The sequence below is a fragment of the Exiguobacterium sp. s121 genome (assembly GCF_018617245.1).
GTDB lineage: Bacteria > Bacillota > Bacilli > Exiguobacteriales > Exiguobacteriaceae > Exiguobacterium > Exiguobacterium profundum.
This window is the reverse complement of sequence record NZ_JACSJV010000003.1, coordinates 1-19,589: the sequence shown is the minus strand read 5'-3', so window position 1 is coordinate 19,589 and position 19,589 is coordinate 1. Positions and strand designations below refer to the sequence as shown.

17 protein-coding genes, 1 rRNA gene, 1 pseudogene and 1 riboswitch are annotated in these 19,589 nt (G+C 50.5%); of the genes and pseudogenes, 1 reads left to right on the top strand and 18 read right to left on the bottom strand.

What is annotated here, in order from left to right; all coding sequences use genetic code 11:
- Positions 1–35: 35 nt before the first annotated feature.
- The 15 genes from KOG47_RS12275 to purE all read right to left on the bottom strand — a co-directional run bounded on the left by KOG47_RS12275 (position 36) and on the right by purE (position 17,249).
- Positions 36–341: a YerC/YecD family TrpR-related protein gene (locus KOG47_RS12275; RefSeq protein WP_015880718.1), complete on the bottom strand. Its 306-nt coding sequence runs from the start codon at positions 339–341 to the stop codon at positions 36–38.
- 67 nt (positions 342–408) lie between these two features.
- Complete coding sequence (locus tag KOG47_RS12270) at positions 409–2,151, bottom strand: adenine deaminase C-terminal domain-containing protein (protein ID WP_074037830.1); 1,743 nt, start codon at positions 2,149–2,151, stop codon at positions 409–411.
- 182 nt (positions 2,152–2,333) lie between these two features.
- Entirely contained in the window at positions 2,334–4,622 is a 2,289-nt protein-coding gene (locus tag KOG47_RS12265) for a bifunctional diguanylate cyclase/phosphodiesterase (protein WP_215244317.1), read from the bottom strand.
- 90 nt (positions 4,623–4,712) lie between these two features.
- Positions 4,713–5,966, bottom strand: a complete 1,254-nt coding sequence (purD, locus tag KOG47_RS12260) for a phosphoribosylamine--glycine ligase (protein WP_215244316.1) — start codon at positions 5,964–5,966, stop codon at positions 4,713–4,715.
- Between the two features lie 14 nt (positions 5,967–5,980).
- On the bottom strand, positions 5,981–7,501 hold the full coding sequence (gene purH, locus KOG47_RS12255) for a bifunctional phosphoribosylaminoimidazolecarboxamide formyltransferase/IMP cyclohydrolase (RefSeq protein ID WP_215244315.1): 1,521 nt from the start codon (positions 7,499–7,501) through the stop codon (positions 5,981–5,983).
- Positions 7,498–8,076 carry a phosphoribosylglycinamide formyltransferase gene (gene purN, locus KOG47_RS12250; protein ID WP_214691434.1) on the bottom strand — a complete coding sequence of 193 codons (579 nt, stop codon included), beginning with the start codon at positions 8,074–8,076 and terminating at the stop codon, positions 7,498–7,500. Before purN ends, purH begins: the two co-directional genes overlap by 4 nt.
- On the bottom strand, positions 8,073–9,107 hold the full coding sequence (gene purM / locus KOG47_RS12245) for a phosphoribosylformylglycinamidine cyclo-ligase (RefSeq protein ID WP_074037834.1): 1,035 nt from the start codon (positions 9,105–9,107) through the stop codon (positions 8,073–8,075). Before purM ends, purN begins: the two co-directional genes overlap by 4 nt.
- 12 nt (positions 9,108–9,119) lie before the next feature.
- Positions 9,120–10,529 (bottom strand): amidophosphoribosyltransferase, encoded by a 1,410-nt coding sequence (gene purF / locus KOG47_RS12240; RefSeq protein ID WP_074037835.1) that lies wholly within the window; start codon positions 10,527–10,529, stop codon positions 9,120–9,122.
- A complete protein-coding gene (gene purL, locus KOG47_RS12235) occupies positions 10,505–12,724 on the bottom strand; it encodes a phosphoribosylformylglycinamidine synthase subunit PurL (RefSeq protein WP_215244314.1) in 2,220 nt (739 codons plus the stop codon). The genes purF and purL overlap by 25 nt, the downstream gene beginning before the upstream one ends.
- Positions 12,708–13,388, bottom strand: a complete 681-nt coding sequence (purQ, locus tag KOG47_RS12230) for a phosphoribosylformylglycinamidine synthase subunit PurQ (RefSeq protein WP_015880709.1) — start codon at positions 13,386–13,388, stop codon at positions 12,708–12,710. The genes purL and purQ overlap by 17 nt, the downstream gene beginning before the upstream one ends.
- Entirely contained in the window at positions 13,385–13,627 is a 243-nt protein-coding gene (purS, locus tag KOG47_RS12225) for a phosphoribosylformylglycinamidine synthase subunit PurS (RefSeq protein ID WP_159563481.1), read from the bottom strand. Before purS ends, purQ begins: the two co-directional genes overlap by 4 nt.
- Positions 13,624–14,328: a phosphoribosylaminoimidazolesuccinocarboxamide synthase gene (purC, locus tag KOG47_RS12220; protein ID WP_015880707.1), complete on the bottom strand. Its 705-nt coding sequence runs from the start codon at positions 14,326–14,328 to the stop codon at positions 13,624–13,626. The genes purS and purC overlap by 4 nt, the downstream gene beginning before the upstream one ends.
- A 49-nt stretch (positions 14,329–14,377) precedes the next feature.
- On the bottom strand, positions 14,378–15,670 hold the full coding sequence (purB, locus tag KOG47_RS12215) for an adenylosuccinate lyase (protein WP_015880706.1): 1,293 nt from the start codon (positions 15,668–15,670) through the stop codon (positions 14,378–14,380).
- Positions 15,667–16,761, bottom strand: a complete 1,095-nt coding sequence (purK, locus tag KOG47_RS12210) for a 5-(carboxyamino)imidazole ribonucleotide synthase (RefSeq protein ID WP_215244313.1) — start codon at positions 16,759–16,761, stop codon at positions 15,667–15,669. Before purK ends, purB begins: the two co-directional genes overlap by 4 nt.
- Positions 16,761–17,249: a 5-(carboxyamino)imidazole ribonucleotide mutase gene (purE, locus tag KOG47_RS12205; protein ID WP_214691430.1), complete on the bottom strand. Its 489-nt coding sequence runs from the start codon at positions 17,247–17,249 to the stop codon at positions 16,761–16,763. Before purE ends, purK begins: the two co-directional genes overlap by 1 nt.
- Positions 17,250–17,317: 68 nt before the next feature.
- Positions 17,318–17,419, bottom strand: a riboswitch (purine riboswitch).
- Positions 17,420–17,565: 146 nt separating this feature from the next.
- On the opposite strand from purE, the pseudogene KOG47_RS12200 reads away from it, so the two are divergent.
- A pseudogene (locus KOG47_RS12200) lies at positions 17,566–17,757 on the top strand (NUDIX domain-containing protein); the annotation flags it as partial.
- A gap of 122 nt (positions 17,758–17,879) precedes the next feature.
- Here the strand turns inward: KOG47_RS12200 and tnpB are convergent.
- The 3 genes from tnpB to rrf form a co-directional block, all read right to left on the bottom strand.
- Positions 17,880–18,968, bottom strand: a complete 1,089-nt coding sequence (gene tnpB, locus KOG47_RS12195; protein ID WP_215244312.1) for an IS200/IS605 family element RNA-guided endonuclease TnpB — start codon at positions 18,966–18,968, stop codon at positions 17,880–17,882.
- A 255-nt stretch (positions 18,969–19,223) separates the two neighbouring features.
- On the bottom strand, positions 19,224–19,415 hold the full coding sequence (locus KOG47_RS12190) for an NETI motif-containing protein (RefSeq protein WP_015880702.1): 192 nt from the start codon (positions 19,413–19,415) through the stop codon (positions 19,224–19,226).
- 87 nt (positions 19,416–19,502) lie between these two features.
- Positions 19,503–19,589 (bottom strand): 5S ribosomal RNA (gene rrf, locus KOG47_RS12185); the annotation flags it as partial.

The window sequence follows — 19,589 nt, the reverse complement described above, 5'->3', positions numbered from 1 at the left end:
CTCGCCCCTCCCCTCCATCAAAAACAAGATGACTCTTACGAGTCACCTTTTGTTTGTTGTAGACGTTCAAGAGCGAGATCGTATCCGCCTGTCCCATAGTTCAAGCATCGCTTCACACGTGAAATCGTGGCCGTTGAGGCGCCTGTCGCATCCTCAATTTTATGATACGTGTTTCCTTCACGAATTTGCCGCGCCACTTCAAGTCGTTGCGCAAGTGCTTGAATTTCATTAACAGTCGCTAAATCTTCGAATAATTGATAACAGTCTTCGAGTGTCTCGAGCTTCAAAATCGCTTCAAACAATTGATCAAGCTCTCGACCTCGTAATTTATCGAGTTGCATCCGCAAGCATCCTCTCTACTCATACTTCTTTATCATTCTAAAGCAGGGGCGCCTTGGACTCAACTATTCATCGCAAAATCGCAGGAAATAGTACTTGTTTCTTCATGACTTCGTAAATGCCGAGAGGTGTCGCCCGAACATACGGCAAATGGGTAGACGCTAAAAATAGTAATGTATAGATCGGGTCTTCGAACTGATAGCCCCTCGCCATGAGCTCGTCTCGCAGCTGTTTCTCTTGACCGATGAGCACTTCAAGTGGCTCCGTCGACGTCATCCCACAGAGTGGCAACGGAATCTCCGCAACAATTTCGCCCTGGTCTACGAGGACAATCCCGCCTCCAAGTTCGTTCATTCGTTTGAACGCCTGTAACATATCTTGTTTACATTTTCCTAGAATCAAGTAGTCCCCACTAATCGAGTACGAACTGACAAGTCCACCAAAATCTCGAGCGAATCCTTTCAGGACTGTGTTCAATCGCCATTTCCCTTCTTTATCAAGCAACATGAGAAACGATTCGTCTCCATCACGCGGTAATTCATCTTGACCCGTGTCATGCGTAATTTTAAACAGCTTCATGATGACCGAGTTGATCATGTCGAGTCCGACCGGCATGCTGAAGGACAAGTCTTGTGGCGTAAGCTCGATTGAAACGTCTGTCGACGGCATCATGTCGAGGACTGCTTCCACTAATTCGTTCGGGAAAAGCGATACTTCATCACGATAAATCCATTGCCCTTTCGCGATCACGGCCGTCGGACGCGGTTCCTCGATGGCATCTAGAATGTTCAAATGCGCGATGCGGCCTGGCGCAATTGCACCTAAAATATGATCGAGGTCAAAATGACGAGCCACGTTATGAGAGACAATCCGGTAGGCTTCGATGGCCGGTAATCCCGCTTCGATCAAAATGCGGACGAGAGCATCCTGCATGCCGTCCTCATAAAAGCCCGGTGTCGAACCGTCCGTCGTCACCATGAGATGGTCGAACGCCGTCAATCCATTCGCCAATAGGTCACGAATCATCTCCGGCAGGTCCGGACGAATCGAGGAATGTCGAAGCGTCGTCGTATAACCTAGTTCCAATCGATTGAACGCCTCTTCCGCCGTCATCGCCTCATGGTCGCTGTGTACTCCCATCAACGCCATTTTAGTCAATGTCTTCGGCGACGCCCCCGGAAAATGTCCCTCGACCGGTAAACCGCACGTCTCAGCGTCAAGCATCCACTGAAGCATCTCATCATCGCCCTTCAAGGCGCGTGGCCATGCCGTCAATTCACCTGCCATGACGACGTCCGGATGGTTAAACCACTCGTGAATGCGTTCCGAGTCGACAGCCACGCTCTCTCGGTCCAGCTCCGTTTGCGTATCCAATCGTGCCCACCAATACGTACTCGTCGGTAATTGCTGAATCGCATCGAGCTGCGCAAACGCTTGCTCTTTCTCTTGTAAAAAAAGCAGCATGTTGTCATTGACTAGCGTCGTCGTTCCACGCTCTCCTGCATATTTTGACAACGTCGCCGGATTGTATAATTGAAACGGATGAGCGTGAGGCTCGATATACCCAGGTACAATATACTTTCCTGTCACATCGACCGTTTCGACCGCTGATTCTGGTAAGTCTGGACCGACATACACGATGCGATCTCCCTCAATCCAAATATTCGCGGTTCTCCATTGTTTTACGTAAACGTTCAAATACGTTGCGTTTTGTAAGACGAGCGAAGGTGGTCGCAATCGATCTACGACTTCAAGTTGTGAACGAATCATCACTTTAGACCACGGTGCCCGCGCCGTTCTTTTTGTTGGCATCGAACCCAATCCTCCCTTTTCCCTTGCAAAGCTATTAAAAAATAGTTTTGAAAGCGTTTTCTTTCCCTGTTTCAAGTTTACCTTTTCTCTGAATGGCTCGCAAGTTATGTTCCCTATTGTAACAAATTTCACATATATTTTTCACAAAAAAAGACGACTCTCCCTATGAAGAGTCGCCTACATCAAATTTGAGTCATGACCGTTTTTCGTAAGTACAGGTGCAATTGATCGACCGGAATCGGTTTACTGTAATGATAACCTTGAATGAGCGAACCACTATATTCTAATACGAACGCAAGCTGTTCCGGTCGCTCGACCCCTTCCGTGACGATCTCGAGTCCAAGCGTTTGGAAAGTTTGATACAGCCCTTCTAACAGCGCGCGGTCAAACTTATTCTCCGGAATCCCTTTCACGAAGTTCTGATCGATTTTAACGATGTCGAGACGCAGGGATTGCAGGTATGAAAGTGACGATGTCCCGACACCGAAGTCATCGAGTGATATTTTGACCCCGATGGCCTTTAACGCTTGAATGAACTGTTGAAGTTCATACACATTCCCACCGACCTCACTCTCTGTGATTTCCACATGCAACCGGTGTGGGGGAAATCCTGTCTTAGCGAGCGTCTCCTCCAACGCTTCTAAAAACGAGTCGTCTAAAATCTGACGTTTCGATACGTTGATCGATAAAAACAAATCAAACCGCTCTGCGTACTCTTGAATCTCAGTGATGGCGCGCACAAGCACCCAGCGTCCCACATCTGAGATGAGCCCGAGTTGCTCCGCAACCGGAATGAACACACCGGGAGAAACGAACCCTTTCTGTGGATGGTGCCAGCGAATCAACGCCTCGACTCCTCTTACTTGAAACGGCTGCGGAGAGACGATTGGTTGGTAATAGAGTTCGAACTCATCATGACGCAACGCATGACGTAAATCACGTTCCATCTCGAGCGCTTGCAAGTAGTGACTCCCATCTTCAATCTCATGATAGGAAAGAATCTGATCTTTCCCGGATGCTTTGGCTTCGTGTAAGACGACATCGAGTCGCGCCATCATCACCTCATAGGAATGATGCGTGGGTCCTGTCAATTCGTCGATGCCGATACTTAAGGTCAAATGGTTCATCCCTTGCTTCAAACCCCATTCGCGCAAATCTTTCACTAATTGATTCGCGATAATCATGAGCTCCTTGGTCGTCCATTCCGAATGAATCAAGATGAACTCGTCCGCTCCGGTTCTTGCAACGAAGCCATCCTCTTTATAAAACATCAAACGAGAGGCAAAGAACGTCAGCATCGCATCTCCCGTACGCTGACCAAATTGATCGTTGATCCGGCGGAAGTTGTCGAGATCGATTCCCATCACTCCAATCGATCGGGTCGTGTCCGGTAAGCTCACGAACATCTCTTCGACTGCCAAGCGGTTCGGAAGACGGGTCAAAGAATCTCGGAAGGCACGCGTCAACGATTCTTTTTGTGTCTGTTCGAGTGCATCGAGCACCTCGTTCATGCTGATCGCCATCTCTTCAATCTCGTCTTGTTGATTTGGATGCAACTGAATCCGTAACCGACTATTCCGTTCTTTCGTGATCCATTTGAGTTCGTTGACGATGCCCATCAATCGTTTCGTGACAATTTGATTCACCGACCAAAACAGTGTCAACAATAGACCAAGACCGAGCACAAGCAGCCCTAGCATCCCCGTTTCTAACATGGTCTGTGTATTGGTATAGTACGTTCGTTTCACCGAGAAGTTGAGTTCCCAGTTCGCATCTTGATAGACGGATTGAAGCGGTAACGAGACACGTGCAAATTGATTGTCTTCATCGACCGTCAACTGCCGGTGTGAAAGAGGACTGATCGATAATTTCGTTTTTGCTTGGGCACTCATCGCGGCCATGAAGTCTGGACCGATTTTTTGAATGAGTACGAGCGTCCCACCCGGCTTTCCTGTCCCATCACTTCTCAAAATCGGATGACTCATGAAGACGACTGGACCGAAATCGGTGCCATACACCGCACTTTGTTTGATTCCTGACGAGTTGACGTAACGGATCAAGTCGTTCGTAAATGTCTCTTTGTCCTCTTCACGATCTAATTCATAAAATTGAGTAAACTCCGAGTAGACGACCTCTCGATCACGGTCGAGGAAAATCATTGCGCCGACCCCCAAGTTTTCGAGTGTCTCTTCCCCCATGTTATTTTCAATGAATGTTTCATTCTGATTTTGAACAAAATCATAGGCGTTCGTCCAGACTGACCAATCGACAAGAATCCGTTCGAGCATGAGTCGGTGATTGGCGAACACTTCTGACACACTTTCGATTTGATCGCGGGTCATCGCCCTATCCTGTTCAATACTTTTCTCTACAAAATACGGTTTGATGACGAATAAAATGACACCGATGAAGAGTACGATGTTCACGGCTATCGCAATAAATAATTTTGTTTGAACACGCAGGCCGACCACCCTCCTTCTTCCAGCTACTTTATTATTGTAGAACAGGATATCGGCATTTCCTTTTTTTCGCATGAAAAAAAGGATGGGTTGACCCATCCTTCAAATAATCTGCGTGAACGCCCGTGACCCGATGTCCGTTCGGTGGAACGTCTCAGGTAAATCGAGTTGTGAAATCGCCGCATACACAGCCGTTTTCGCCTCAAGCAGTCTCGGCTTCGTCGCCGTCACAACAAGTAGACGACCTCCGCTCCCTACGACTTGATCGCCCTTCTTTGTCGTGCCGGCATGGAAGACCAGCACATCTTTCGGAAGCGACTCAAATCCTGATAACACCTGGCCCGTGATCGGTCGGTCCGGATACCCTTCGGCCGCAATGACGACACCCATCGTGTATCCGTCAATCCATTCAACCGAATACGATTCTTGTCGAACGACCGCTTCAATCACGTCCAGGAGCGGCGATTTCAAGTTCGGCAAGATGACTTCTGTTTCCGGGTCACCGAAACGTGCGTTGAATTCGATGACTTTTGGTCCATTCGCCGTCAAGATGAGACCGGCGTACAAGAATCCTTCAAATGGAGTGCCTCGCTTGACCATCGTCTGCGCGAGTGGTTCTAATACGGTCTTCACCGATTCCTCATACACGTCCTTTGAAAGATGTGGCATCGGGCTATAAGCGCCCATACCACCCGTGTTCGGTCCCCTGTCACCGTCATAGGCACGTTTATGATCTTGCGAGGTGATCATCGGAATGACACGCTCTCCCGAGACGAACGCCATGAGCGAAAACTCTTCCCCATCGAGGAACTCTTCGATGACGACTTGTGACTGTTGCCCAAATTTATCCGTCGTGAAAATATCACGTACGGCAGCTTCCGCCTCTTCGACCGTGAATGCAACCGTGACGCCTTTACCGGCCGCCAATCCGTCCGCCTTGACGACGAGTGGTGCCCCTAACTTCTCGATATAGGCAAGCGCCGATTCCGCTTCTGTGAACGCCTCGTATGCCGCTGTCGGAATCCCGGCTTCCATCATGACTTCCTTTGCGAACGCCTTGCTTCCTTCGAGTAAGGCAGCCGCTTTCGTCGGTCCAAAGATGTTCAGTCCTTTGGCACGGAACGTATCCACGACTCCTGCCATGAGTGACGACTCCGGTCCGACAATCGTCCATTCGATCTCGTTCTCTTCTGCGAAATGGGCGAGCGCCTCCACGTCTGTTTCATGGATCGACACACACGTCATCCCTTCCATGAAGTCGTTGCCCGGTGCAACGAAGACGTGATGCCCATCTTGTTTCAACTTCCACGCGAGCGCATGCTCGCGTCCTCCTCGACCGATGACCAATACGTTCATGACGCAAACCCCTCTCAGTGTTTGAAATGTCTGACTGATGTAAATACCATCGTGATACCATGGCGATTTGCCGCTTCAATCGATTCGGCATCGCGAATCGACCCACCCGGTTGGATGATGGCCGTGATTCCCGCTGCCGCTGCCGCTTCGACCGTATCTGCCATCGGGAAGAAGGCATCACTTCCGAGAGCCGCGCCTGTCGCGCGTTCTCCAGCTTGTTCGAAAGCGATTTTTGCTGCACCGACGCGGTTCATCTGTCCGGCACCGATTCCAATCGTCGTTTCGTCTTTTGCGACGACGATAGCGTTCGATTTGACATGCTTGACGACACGCCATGCAAGCTTCAAATCTTCCCATTCTGATGCTGTCGGACGACGATCCGTCACGATTTGGCATGAGGCATCATCGAGTGTCATGTCATCCCCGTCTTGTACGAGCAATCCTCCCGCGACAGCCGTGAGGCGCATGCCTGTCATCTGTCCCATATCTAACGTCAACAAACGAAGATTCTTTTTCTCTTTCAATCGGTCAAGTGCTGCCTCACTAAAGGATGGAGCAATGATGATCTCTAAAAAGATGTTGCGAAGGGCATCCGCCGTTTCGAGATCGACTTCACGGTTTAAGGCGACGATTCCACCAAAGATGGAGACCGGGTCGGCAACATGGGCACGTTCGAACGCTTGAGAAATCGTCCGTCCGACTGCAACGCCGCATGGGTTCATGTGCTTGACGACGACTGCCGCCGGCTCAGTCAATTCACTGAGTGCTTCAAGTGCTGCATTCGTATCTTGAATATTGTTATACGAGAGCTCTTTCCCGTGAAGCTGTGTCGCATTCGCAAGTGTCATCCCGTCATATAACGGTGTCTTATAAAACGCCGCTTGTTGGTGTGGGTTCTCTCCATAACGAAGGTCTTGAACCTTTTCATACGTGACCGTCAACTGCTCTGGGAACGTTTCGCCGATTTGACGACCTAAGTAGTCGGCAATTAATGCGTCATAGGCAGCCGTATGTCGGAACGCTTTCGTCGCGAGACGTTGACGTGTTTCAAACGATGTACCACCTCCACGTACTTCATCAGCGACGAGTGTGTAATCACTCGGGTCCACGACGACGGTGACACTCGCATGGTTTTTCGCAGCTGAACGCAGCATGCTCGGTCCACCGATATCAATGTTTTCAATCGCTTCTTCGTATGTCGTATTTTCTTTTGCAATCGTCTCTTTGAACGGATACAGATTGACGACCACATAATCGATTGGTTCGATGTGATGATCTTTCATTTGTGCGACATGCGTATCAAGGTCGCGACGTCCGAGCAATCCCCCGTGAACGAGTGGGTGCAACGTTTTGACACGGCCGTCTAACATTTCAGGGAACGATGTCACTTCTGAAATGTTTTTGACTGGTAATCCCGCCTGCTCAAGCGCCGCCTCGGTCCCACCTGTTGAGATGAGCTCGATGCCCGCCTCATGCAAGACGGTTGCGAGTTCGACAATTCCCGTTTTATCAGAAACACTTAATAATGCTCTCACTTGAAAACCTCCTGTTGATTCAACACTTGTTGTAATACGCGCGGATACAGTTGGTGCTCGATCGTCTGAATACGACGTGTCGCCTCGGTGCGGTCACACCCTTCAATCTCGACGGACGCCTGTGCGATGATCGGACCCGTGTCCATCCCCGCATCCACATAATGAACGGTTACACCACTCGTCGGTACGTTGGCGTCAAGCGCCTGTCCGATCGCGTCTTTACCTGGAAAAGCGGGTAAAAGCGATGGATGAATGTTTAGAATACGGTTCGGATATGCGGATAGTAACACATTTCCGATCAAGCGCATATACCCCGCCAACACGATATAGTCTACACGAAGCGTACGGAGAAGGACGAGAATTTCTTCCTCGAACTCTTCTTTTGACGCGTACGCCTTCGGTGTAAACGAAAAATTCGGAATCCCGTGACGCTCCGCTCGATCGAGAACAGCAGCTTCTGGTTTGTCCGTCACGAGCAACACACATTCAGCAGACAAATGACCATCGGTGATTGCTTGCCAAATCGCTTCGGCGTTACTTCCCGATCCTGACGCAAAGATAGCAAATCGTTTCATTGGTCCACTCCTGAGATCCGGATGCCTGGACGACTCTCGACTTTCCCGATTCGGTGCGCGGTCTCCCCGACACGTTCAAGCGCCGCTTCGACGAGTTCCACGTCTTCAGGACGTACCGTGATCATATAACCGATCCCCATATTGAAGACGTTGAACATTTCTTGCTTCGAGATGTTCCCGACTTGTTCGAGCCAGTCGAATACAGGAAGACTCGGCCAACTCGAGGCATCGAACGTGATGCCGAGACCTTCTGGCAACATGCGAGGGACATTCTCATAGAAGCCACCACCTGTGATGTGTGCCATCCCTTGAACCTTCCCTGTCGAAATCGCCGCTTTCGCCGCTTCGGCATAAATCCGTGTCGGCAACAGCAAGGCGTTCCCGAGTGTCGTATCGAGCATCGCAATCTCATCCGTATAATGAAGACCTTGTGATTCAACAATATGACGTACAAGCGAGAATCCATTCGAGTGGACGCCTGAAGAGGCAAGTCCGAGCACAACGTCTCCATCCTGAATCGTCGAACCGTCGAGCAAGTTTTCTTTCTCCACGACACCGACCGCAAATCCAGCAATATCATATTCGCCATCCGGATACATCCCTGGCATTTCAGCGGTTTCGCCACCGACGAGGGCGCAGCCGGCTTGGACACATCCTTCCGCAACACCGGCGACGATTCGCTCAAGTTTAGCCGGTTCTGCTTTCCCGGTCGCAATATAGTCGAGGAAATAGAGCGGTTCTGCCCCATGCACGAGACAATCGTTGACGCACATGGCGACGCAGTCGATTCCAATCGTGTCATGCTGGTCGAGCGCGAACGCCAATTTCAGTTTCGTCCCGACCCCGTCGGTCCCGCTCACGAGAATCGGGTGTTTCATGTTCATCGAACCGAGATCAATCATCGCTCCGAAACTACCGAGTCCTGTCATCACTTCCGGACGCATTGTCCGAGCAACATGACGTTTCATACGGGATACGGCCTCGTACCCTGCTTCTAAATTCACACCCGCTTGTTCATAACGAACGCTCATTGCATTTCCCCCTTAAGCCTTTGTCTCTGTCACGAGTTCTGCAAGTTCAGTCGGATAAAGTCCCGTGAAGCATGCAGCACACTGCCCGCGTAGTGCTCCTTCAAATGGACGATCGATGGCTTCGACCGTTCCATCCAATGTGAGGAACGCTAGTGAATCGGCACCAATCTCTTCTCTGATTTCTTCAATGGATTTGGTTGCCGCAATTAACTCTTCCTTGGTGGATGTATCGATTCCGTAGTAACACGGATGTTTGATTGGTGGTGACGTGATGCGCACATGCACTTCTGTCGCGCCTGCCTCTCGAAGTAACGTGACGATTCGGCGACTCGTCGTTCCACGGACGATGGAATCATCGACCATGATGACGCGTTTCCCGTTTACGACACCGCGTAACGCTGACAACTTCATCTTCACGCCGCGCTCCCGTAATTCCTGGGACGGTTGAATGAACGTCCGTCCGACGTAACGGTTTTTAATGAGTCCCATTTCGTAAGGAATTCCGCTCGCCTCAGCATAGCCGATTGCCGCAGAAATACTCGAATCCGGCACACCTGTCACGACATCCGCTTCGACCGGTGCTTCTTCAAACATCTTTTTCCCCATGGCCTTACGTGCCGTATGCACGTTGATGCCATCGATGATAGAGTCCGGTCGTGAGAAGTAGATGTATTCCATTGAGCACATGGCACGGACTGCCGCTTCACTGAATCGCTCCGACGTGATCCCTTCATTCGTGACCATGAGCAATTCTCCTGGTTCAACATCTCGTACGTACGTCGCCCCCACGACGTCAAACGCACACGTTTCCGAAGCGAACACGTAAGCCCCGTCTTCGGTTTGCCCAAGTGACAATGGACGTAACCCATGCACGTCGACACCGACGTACAGTGCATCTTCCGTCAAGAATAGGAAAGCGAATGCCCCTACGAGACGAGCCAAGCTGTCGGCGATTCGTTCTTTCAACGAATTGCCGCGACTTCGCTTGATGAGGTGAGCCACGACTTCCGTGTCGGATGTCGTCTGGAAGATCGCGCCTTCCGCTTCGAGCATATGTTTCAATTCGTTCGCATTCACGAGGTTTCCGTTATGCGCCATCGCCAAATCCCCAGTCAACGACTTGAAATGGAGCGGTTGAACGTTCTCTAACGTATTGCCGCCTGCCGTTGAGTAGCGGACATGCCCAATCGCATGATTCCCCGTGAGTGTGTCGAGTGACGTCTCATCGAACACCTCGGTAACGAGACCGAGTCCTCGTTTCGCATGGAGACGTTCTCCGTCTGCCGTGACGATCCCCGTTCCTTCTTGGCCACGGTGTTGCAAGCTGTGCAGTCCGTAATAGGCAAGGTGTGAGGCTTCGATGTGACCGAACACACCGAAGACGCCGCACTCCTCGTTCATGCCTCGGATGTCATATAACATGGAATAGCTCCTTCCCATACACGTTCCAACTCTTTCACGTCCATTTCAATCAAGCGGTCGCTTGCGCGAACGACAAGGGTCGGGGCTTCTGTCACTGTCCCGATTGCTGTCCCGTTCGTCATGCGCGCGAATGACTCGGCATGTGCCTTGTCTACTGTCACGAGGAAACGTGACTGGGATTCACTAAATAGTGCCGTCACAAGGTCTGTGTCGATCGTCACGTCCATGCCGAACCCTGTTCCAAAGACCAGTTCCGGTAACGCTGCCGCAAGACCACCTTCTGACACGTCGTGTGCCGCCGTGACCAGACCTTCACGGATCGCGTGAAGCAATACCTTCTGTGTCTGACGTTCTTCTTCAAGGTCGAGTGTCGGTGCATGACCGCTCACTTTTCCGTCTTGCAACATTTGAAGGGCACTTCCGCCAAATTCTGCTTTTATCTCACCGAGTAAGAAGACGACGTCTCCCGCTTGTTTCGCAAACGATGTCGTAATATGTTCTGGTTTTTCGATGAGTCCGACCATTCCAACGACCGGTGTCGGGTAGATGGCTTGTCCGTTCGATTCGTTATACAGCGATACGTTCCCACCGATGACCGGCGTATCAAGCGTACGACACGCTTCTGCCATTCCTTCGACGGCTTGATCGAGCTGCCAGAACCCTTCCGGTTTATCCGGGCTCCCGAAATTGAGGCAGTCCGTCAAAGCGAGTGGTTCTGCACCACTTGCGACGATGTTTCGCGCCGCCTCCGCGACAGCGATGGCTCCACCGACACGTGGATCGAGATAGACATATTTTGCGTTGCAGTCCGTCGTCATCGCGAGCGACTTCTCCGTCTCACGAATGCGAATGACTGCGGCATCACTACCCGGTGCGACGACTGTCGACGTTTGTACCATATGGTCATATTGCTCATACACCCAACGTTTCGAGGCGATGCTCGGCATCGCAAGGACGTCTTTCCATGTCGCCATCACATCTTCGACAACTGGTGTGACCGGCTCCATCGCTTGGAATGCTTCGTAATATGCCGGGACTTTAGACGGTTTATGATAGACAGGAGCGTCTTCGGCGAGTGCATCGACCGGTACTTCCGCCGCGACTTCACCTTGATGAACGAGACGAAGTACTTTTTCTTCAATGACTTCTCCGACTTTGACTGCATGAAGTCCCCACTTCGTGACGATTGCTTCGATTTCGTCTTCATGTCCAGCTTTGACGACGAGAAGCATCCGCTCTTGCGATTCCGATAGCATCATCTCGTAAGGTGTCATGCCTGTCTCACGTTGTGGGACGAGGTCTAGATTCATCTCGATTCCCATCCCTGCTTTCGATGCCATCTCTGCTGACGATGACGTCAATCCGGCTGCGCCCATGTCTTGAATCCCGACGAGCGCCGGGTGCTTGATGACTTCGAGACACGCTTCGATCAAGAGCTTCTCCATGAACGGGTCTCCGACTTGGACGGCTGGACGTTTCTCGTCCGCGTCTTCCCCGAGTTCTTCAGAAGCGAACGTGGCACCATGGATTCCGTCACGTCCTGTCGTTGCTCCGACGTACATGACCGAGTTCCCTACACCTTCCGCGATTCCTTTTTGAATGTCTTCATGACGGATGAAGCCGACGCACATTGCGTTGACGAGTGGGTTTCCTGAGTAAGCCGGGTCAAAGGCGACTTCCCCACCGACAGTCGGGATGCCGACACAGTTCCCGTATCCAGCGATGCCGGATACGACATGACCGAATAAATGTTTCACACGTGATTCGTTCAAATCTCCGAAACGGAGTGAGTTCAATAAAGCAATCGGACGGGCGCCCATCGAGAAGATGTCACGGATGATTCCGCCAACCCCAGTCGCCGCTCCTTGATAAGGCTCGATCGCGGATGGATGGTTATGACTCTCGATTTTAAAGGCGACGGCTTGGCCGTCTCCGATGTCGACGATTCCAGCCCCTTCTCCCGGTCCTTGTAAGACGTGCTTGCCGGTTGTCGGAAACTTCCGGAGCACCGGTTTCGAGTTTTTGTACGAACAGTGTTCAGACCACATGACCGAGAAGAGACCGATCTCTGTATAATTCGGTTCCCGGCCAAGCAGTGAGACGACGAGCGCGTATTCGTCGTCCGATAATCCCATCGTGGCATAGATCCGTTCATCACGGATTTGTGTAGCTGTCGGTTCAGTTGTAAGTAACATGTCGTGCCCCCCATTTTACGATTGACGTGAATAACCGTTTACCGTCTTCCCCACCGAGCAACGCTTCGACCGCACGCTCCGGGTGTGGCATCATGCCGAGTACGTTCCCTGCCTCGTTCGTGATGCCGGCGATGTTTTCGACCGATCCGTTCGGGTTCTCTTTATAGGTGAACGCAATCTGGCCATTTGCCTTCAATGCCGCAAGTGTCGCATCATCACAGTAGTAGTTGCCCTCACCGTGTGCGATAGGTACGCGAATCGTTTCCTGTGCCGCGTACTCACTTGTGAACATCGTCTCGTTGTTTTCGACGACGAGGTCGACGGTCTTACACATGAATTTCAAATCGCGGTTTCGCATCAATACGCCTGGAAGGAGTCCCGCTTCGACGAGCACTTGGAATCCGTTACATACCCCGAGTACCGGGCGTCCTTCTTCCGCGAAACGCTTCACTTCAGCCATGATTGGTGAAAACTGGGCGATTGACCCGCAGCGCAAATAGTCTCCGTATGAGAAACCGCCTGGTAAGAGGACCCCATCGAATCCTTCAAGTGAAGTCTCTGTATGGAACACGTATTCCGCTTCTTCCCCGAGCACATCTTTTACCGCGTGGTACATGTCGAGGTCACAGTTTGATCCTGGAAAGACGATGACCGCAAACTTCATGCGAGTACCCCCATCTCGATTTCATAATTCTCAATGACCGTATTGACGAGTAACTTCTCACACATCTCTTTGACCATGTTTTCTGTCGTGTCGTCCGCTACTTGAAGCTCGATCACTTTCCCGATGCGCACCGATTCAACTCCAGCGAATCCGAGATGTTCGAGCCCGCCTTTTACGGCAACTCCTTGTGGGTCGAGTACACTTTCACGTAATGTCACATACACGTTTACTTTTTTCATTGTCCGTTTCCCCCTATGCGTGTTAACAATTGTCCATACGTCTCAGTCAAAGAACCTAAATCGCGACGGAATACATCTTTATCAAGCTTTTGTTTCGTTTCTTTGTCCCAAAGGCGGCACGTATCCGGTGAGATTTCATCCGCCAAGATGATCGTCCCATCCACTTTTCCAAACTCTAGTTTGAAATCGATCACGTCGATGCCGTGTTGACCAAAGAAATCGAGCAAGACATCGTTTACCCAAAGCCCGAGTTGTCGCAATGTTTCGACTTCTTTGTGTGTAGCAACTTGCAATAATCGGATATGATCCTCCGTGAGGAGTGGGTCCCCAAGCGCATCGTCCTTATAATAAAACTCGACAATCGGTGCGAGGAGCGGTGTTCCTTCTTCCCAACCGAGACGTTTCGCCAGACTACCGGCCGCGACGTTGCGGACGACCACTTCTAACGGAATGATGTCGACACGGCGGACCAACTGTTCCCGGTCTGAGATTTGTTTGATAAAGTGCGTCGGAATCTTGTTGTCATGCATCAATTCGAACAACTGGGTCGTGATGGCATTGTTTAAAATCCCCTTCCCATCAATCGACTCTTTCTTTTCTCCATTGAATGCTGTCGCATCGTCTTTATAGTACACACGAAGCACACCCGCTTCTTCTGTCTCAAATAACGCCTTCGCCTTGCCCTCATAAATTGCTTTCATCTGAACCGTTCCCCCTTAAAAGTGAGAGGGGCTTGTCGCCCCTCAACGATTACAAACCACAGCGTTCAAAAATCGTATCGACACGGCGTACGTGATAACGCGGGTCGAACAACTCATCGAGCTCTTCACTCGTAAAGAGTGCGCCCATCTCTTTGTCCTCTTCAATCAATGTACGGAACATCGTCTCTTCTTCCCATGCCTGCATCGCTTTCGGTTGAACCGCGTCGTATGCTGCTTCACGTGACCAGCCCTTCTCGATGAGACCGAGTAAGATCCGTTGCGAGAAGATGATCCCGAACGTACGGTCCATATTGCGGCGCATGTTGTCCGGGAAGACCGTCAAGTTCTTCACGATGTTACCGAAACGGTTCAACATGTAGTTGAGGAGAATCGTCGCATCCGGAATGATGATTCGTTCTGCTGATGAGTGCGAGATGTCACGTTCATGCCAGAGTGGGACATTCTCGTATGCTGTCATCATATGACCGCGAATGACGCGTGCAAGACCCGTCATATTTTCAGAACCGATTGGATTACGTTTATGCGGCATCGCAGAAGACCCTTTTTGTCCTTTCGCAAAGAACTCTTCCACTTCGCGTGTCTCTGTTTTTTGAAGTCCACGAATCTCGGTTGCCATCTTTTCAATCGATGTGGCAATCAATGCGAGTGTTGACATGTACTCGGCATGACGGTCACGTTGGAGTGTCTGTGTCGAAATCGGTGCAGCTTGGATACCGAGCTTGTCACAGACGTATGACTCGATGAACGGGTCGATATTCGCAAACGTCCCAACCGCTCCGCTCATCTTCCCGAATTCAATCGTTTCGCGAGCTGCCATGAAGCGTTTTTTGTTTCGTTTCATCTCTTCATACCAGAGGGCGAGCTTCAGACCGAACGTGGTCGGTTCCGCGTGAACGCCATGGGTACGTCCCATCATGATGTCATACTTATGTGCCTTCGCTTTTTCTGCGAGAATACCGATGAAGCGATCTAAATCGGCTTCTAAAAGATCATTCGCCTGTTTGATTAAGTACGAGAGTGCCGTGTCGACGACATCCGTCGACGTCAATCCGTAATGTACCCACTTTTTCTCTTCTCCGAGTGTCTCGGAAACGGCACGAGTGAACGCAATCACATCATGACGTGTCTCTTGTTCAATCTCTAGAATGCGATCAACATCGAACGATGCCTTGTCCCAAAGAACTTGTACATCTTCTTTCGGGATGATACCGAGTTCACTCCAAGCCTCACAGGCATAAAGTTCAACTTTTAACCAAGCCTCGAATTTGTTTTGATCAGTCCAAATGTTTGCCATCTCTGGGCGGGTGTAGCGTGAAATCATAAAACGGTCTCCTTCCAAATTGCCAGTTGTTCGATGGTATGAAGCGCTTCTTCGACCGTGTCACCAAGGACGTTCAAATGTCCCATTTTGCGACCTGTCTTCGCTTCATCTTTTCCATACAGATGTAGTTTAACATTCGATGGCAATGCTTTGACATGAAGTCGTGGCATATGCTCGCCGAGAAGGTTGACCATGACGACAGGCGATGTCAATCTCGTCCGTCCAAGGCGCATCCCGGTCACGGCTCGAATGTGTTGTTCAAATTGTGAGGTTTCACAAGCGTCAATCGTGTAGTGCCCGGAGTTGTGCGGACGCGGCGCAAGCTCATTCACATATAGACGGCCATCCGCCATGACGAACAGCTCGACAGCGAGCGTTCCCATTAAGCCGATATGGTCTGCAAGCTGGAGAGCGAGGTGTCTTGCATCCTCTTGAATCTCATTTGATACGCGAGCCGGTACAATCGATAAATGTAGGATGTTGTTGTGATGAATGTTTTCACTGATTGGGAATGTCGACGTTTCGTCATACCCTCTCGTCACAATGACTGAAATTTCTTTTTCAAATGGCAACCAAGCTTCGGCGACATATTCCTGCTCGACAAAATGTTCAACGAATGTCTGAAGGTCATGTTCCGACCGAATGACCGTCTGCCCTTTCCCGTCATAACCGAAGCGACACGTTTTGATGACAAATGGTAAGCCGAGCTTCTCATATGCCTGCCGTACATCTCGAACCGTACGTACCGAAACATACGGTGCGACACGTAGTCCTGCTGATTCAATCATCTGTTTCTCTAAAATTCGATGTTGCGTCGCCTTCAATACGTCCATACCTTGTGGACATTTTTCTTCGATGGCTGCAATCATTTCCGTATCGATGTTCTCAAATTCATAAGTCACAACGTCTGAACGAGCAGCGAGTTCTTTTGCGGCATCGACATCATTAAATGAGGCAACAATTGAATCTGCCACTTGAGCAGTCGGTGCATCTGGGTTTGGATCGAGACAAAGTGTCGTGTATCCCATTGCACTCGCACTAAGAGACATCATCCGGCCAAGTTGTCCTCCACCTAAAATTCCGATTCTCATCAGACCAACTCCTCCGTTCCTCGAATCGCCATCTCTTGTTTCTTCTCACGAAATGCATCAAGTCGATTTGTAATGTCTGTGGAGTGGATGCTGAGGATTTGAGCAGCCAATAACCCTGCATTCGTTGCTCCCGCTTTTCCGATGGCAACAGTTGCTACTGGAACTCCTGCAGGCATCTGAACAATGGAGAGGAGCGAATCCATTCCATTGAGTGCTTTCGACTTTACCGGGACACCGATGACAGGAAGTGTTGTTTTCGCAGCGACCATTCCAGGAAGGTGGGCTGCCCCACCAGCACCCGCAACGATCACTTGGATGCCTCTGCTTCGTGCCTCTTCAGCATATTCGAACATAAGGTCTGGTGTACGGTGAGCTGATACGACTTGTTTTTCATATGGAATCTGTAATTCATCCAACACGTCACATGTATGTTTCATCGTCTCCCAATCAGATGAACTTCCCATGATTACTCCAACTGCTACGTTCATTCCCAATGTCCCCCTTACAAAAAGAAATCCCTAAACCGACAATCAGTTTAGGGTATAGGCATGACAAATACACGTCCGCTACACCCCATAGTCTGATCAGAATCGGTGATCAGGTAGAAACTTGCAAGCCATTTCCTTGCGATTATATGGAGCACTATTTATTTTTCTTATCTCACACGCCTATCGTACCTTGTTCTTTGAAAACATGTCAATAAACTGCGAACATTTTAATTGTCTGAATATTTATCGTTCGCTTTTTAGACGTTATCAGCATAATCATCTTCGGTAATGTATGCTATTGAAAAGGGGGAGTTAGATGAGTTACATCGCAAGTTTACGGGAAGTGATTGGGAATCGTCCGATTATCAGTGTGGGAGCAACCATTTTGGTCATCAATCAAAAGAAAGAGGTACTGATGCAATTCCGATCGGATACACTTGACTGGGGATTACCAGGAGGATCGATGGAACTCGGAGAAACATTGGAAGAAGTCGCTGCAAGAGAAGTGAACTACTCGCCACTTATTTGCTTCGCAAATTGAAGTGGGAGCTTCTTGGGAAGACCGTACTTTTATTAGCCACGATTGTTTACCAAGCTCGTCGGGTGGTTCCCACCCTGAAGGAATTCGTTTTAGTTTGCCAACATCAACAGGTTGATGCTCGCGTTCATGTCACGGTCATGATGCGCGCCACAGGCACATGTCCATTTACGGACATCTATCGTCTTCCTCTGACCTTTCTCGCCACAAGAAGAACAGATCTGCGTAGATGCGAACCATTGATCCGCCTTGATGAGCGTCCGTCCGTAGAAGTTTGACTTGTACTCGAGTTGACGGACGAACTCGTACCAACTGACGTCCCCGATGGACTTGGCGAGCTTATGGTTTTGCATCATGTCCTTCGACTTCAATGTCTCCACGACGATGACTTGGTTCTCGTCAACGATCCGTCTCGACAGTTTGTGAAGGAAGTCCTTGCGTTGGTTGGCGATCTTCTCATGTCTCTTGGCGAGGATCAGCCTGGCCTTCTCTCGGTTCCGGCTCCCGGCCATCTTGCGTGACAGCGCGCGTTGTGCCTTCTTGACCTTCGCTTCGGATTTCCGGAGGAGTCGGGGGTTGTCGATCTTCTCCGAGACCATCGCGTCGTTCGTCATGACGGCGAAGTGCTCCAGGCCGAGATCAATCCCGACCTTGCTCTTGACTGGGATCCACTTTTCCTCATCTTGATTGACGAGGATGGAGATGAAGAACTTGCCCGTCCTCGTCATCGAGACCGTCGCCGACTTAATGATTCCATCGAACGGACGATGTTGTGTGAACTTCACGAAGCCGATTTTAGGAAGTCTCACCTTGCCGTCCTCGATGCGGATCGTGCCGTGCTGGTTGTTCGTCGTGTAGGAGGCGCGCGACCGCCGTCTCGATTTGAAGGCCGGGAAGCCGCCCGTCCCGGCGAAGAACTTCGCGAACGCGGTGTCGAGGTTCAGCTTCGCGTTCGCGAGCGCGAGGCTGTCCGCCTCGGCGAGGAACGGGAACAGGGGCTTGTAGGAGGCGGGTGTCGCCGGTTTCCGTCTCGTCCCGGTCCCCGTTTTCGCCTCCTCGCGGATGGCGATCCGGTCCTCGAGCAGCTTGTTGTAGATGAACCGGGCGCAGCCGATCGTCTTGATGAGGAACTCGGCCTGTACCGCCGTCGGGTGGAGCCGGTATTTGTAGCCTTTCAGCATGTCTGTCCCTCCTCCCCTCAGAAGATCGTGATGTGTCTTCCTCATCCGATACCCGCGGAGGGAGAGGAAGAATCTGACGGAATCCCGAACCTTTGTTCGTCACATCTGTCACAGGAGGAGAAGACTATTGGATTGGGCGATTCATCCCCCACCTACGCGGGCTACGGCCCGAGGCGCTTAGAGGAGGGAGAATTCTCGCCTGATTTAGTTAAAGACATAAAAAAGCCGTCACACAGATAGTGTGACGACTTGGCATTAGGATTCTTTAGAGACGCATTCAAATAAAATCGATTGATGGGAATGGACAGGTTCATCTTTGGCTCCCGTTTGCTCAAAGACGGGCTTTTCAATACGGCGTATAGGACGATAACCCATTTCATTGATTCGATCTAAACATTCACTGACCGTTTCATTTGGTTCGACATATACTTTGATCTTCTTAGCCATTGCTTCTTACGTCCTCTCTTCCACTAAGCTGAATCGATGATATGAAAAAACGGCGGCCCTTGAGCGAATGCTCCAGAACCACCGTTTGCCTGGCAACGTCCTATCCTCACAGGGGGAGATCCCCCAACTACTTTCGGCGCTGAGACGCTTAACTTCCGTGTTCGGCATGGGAAC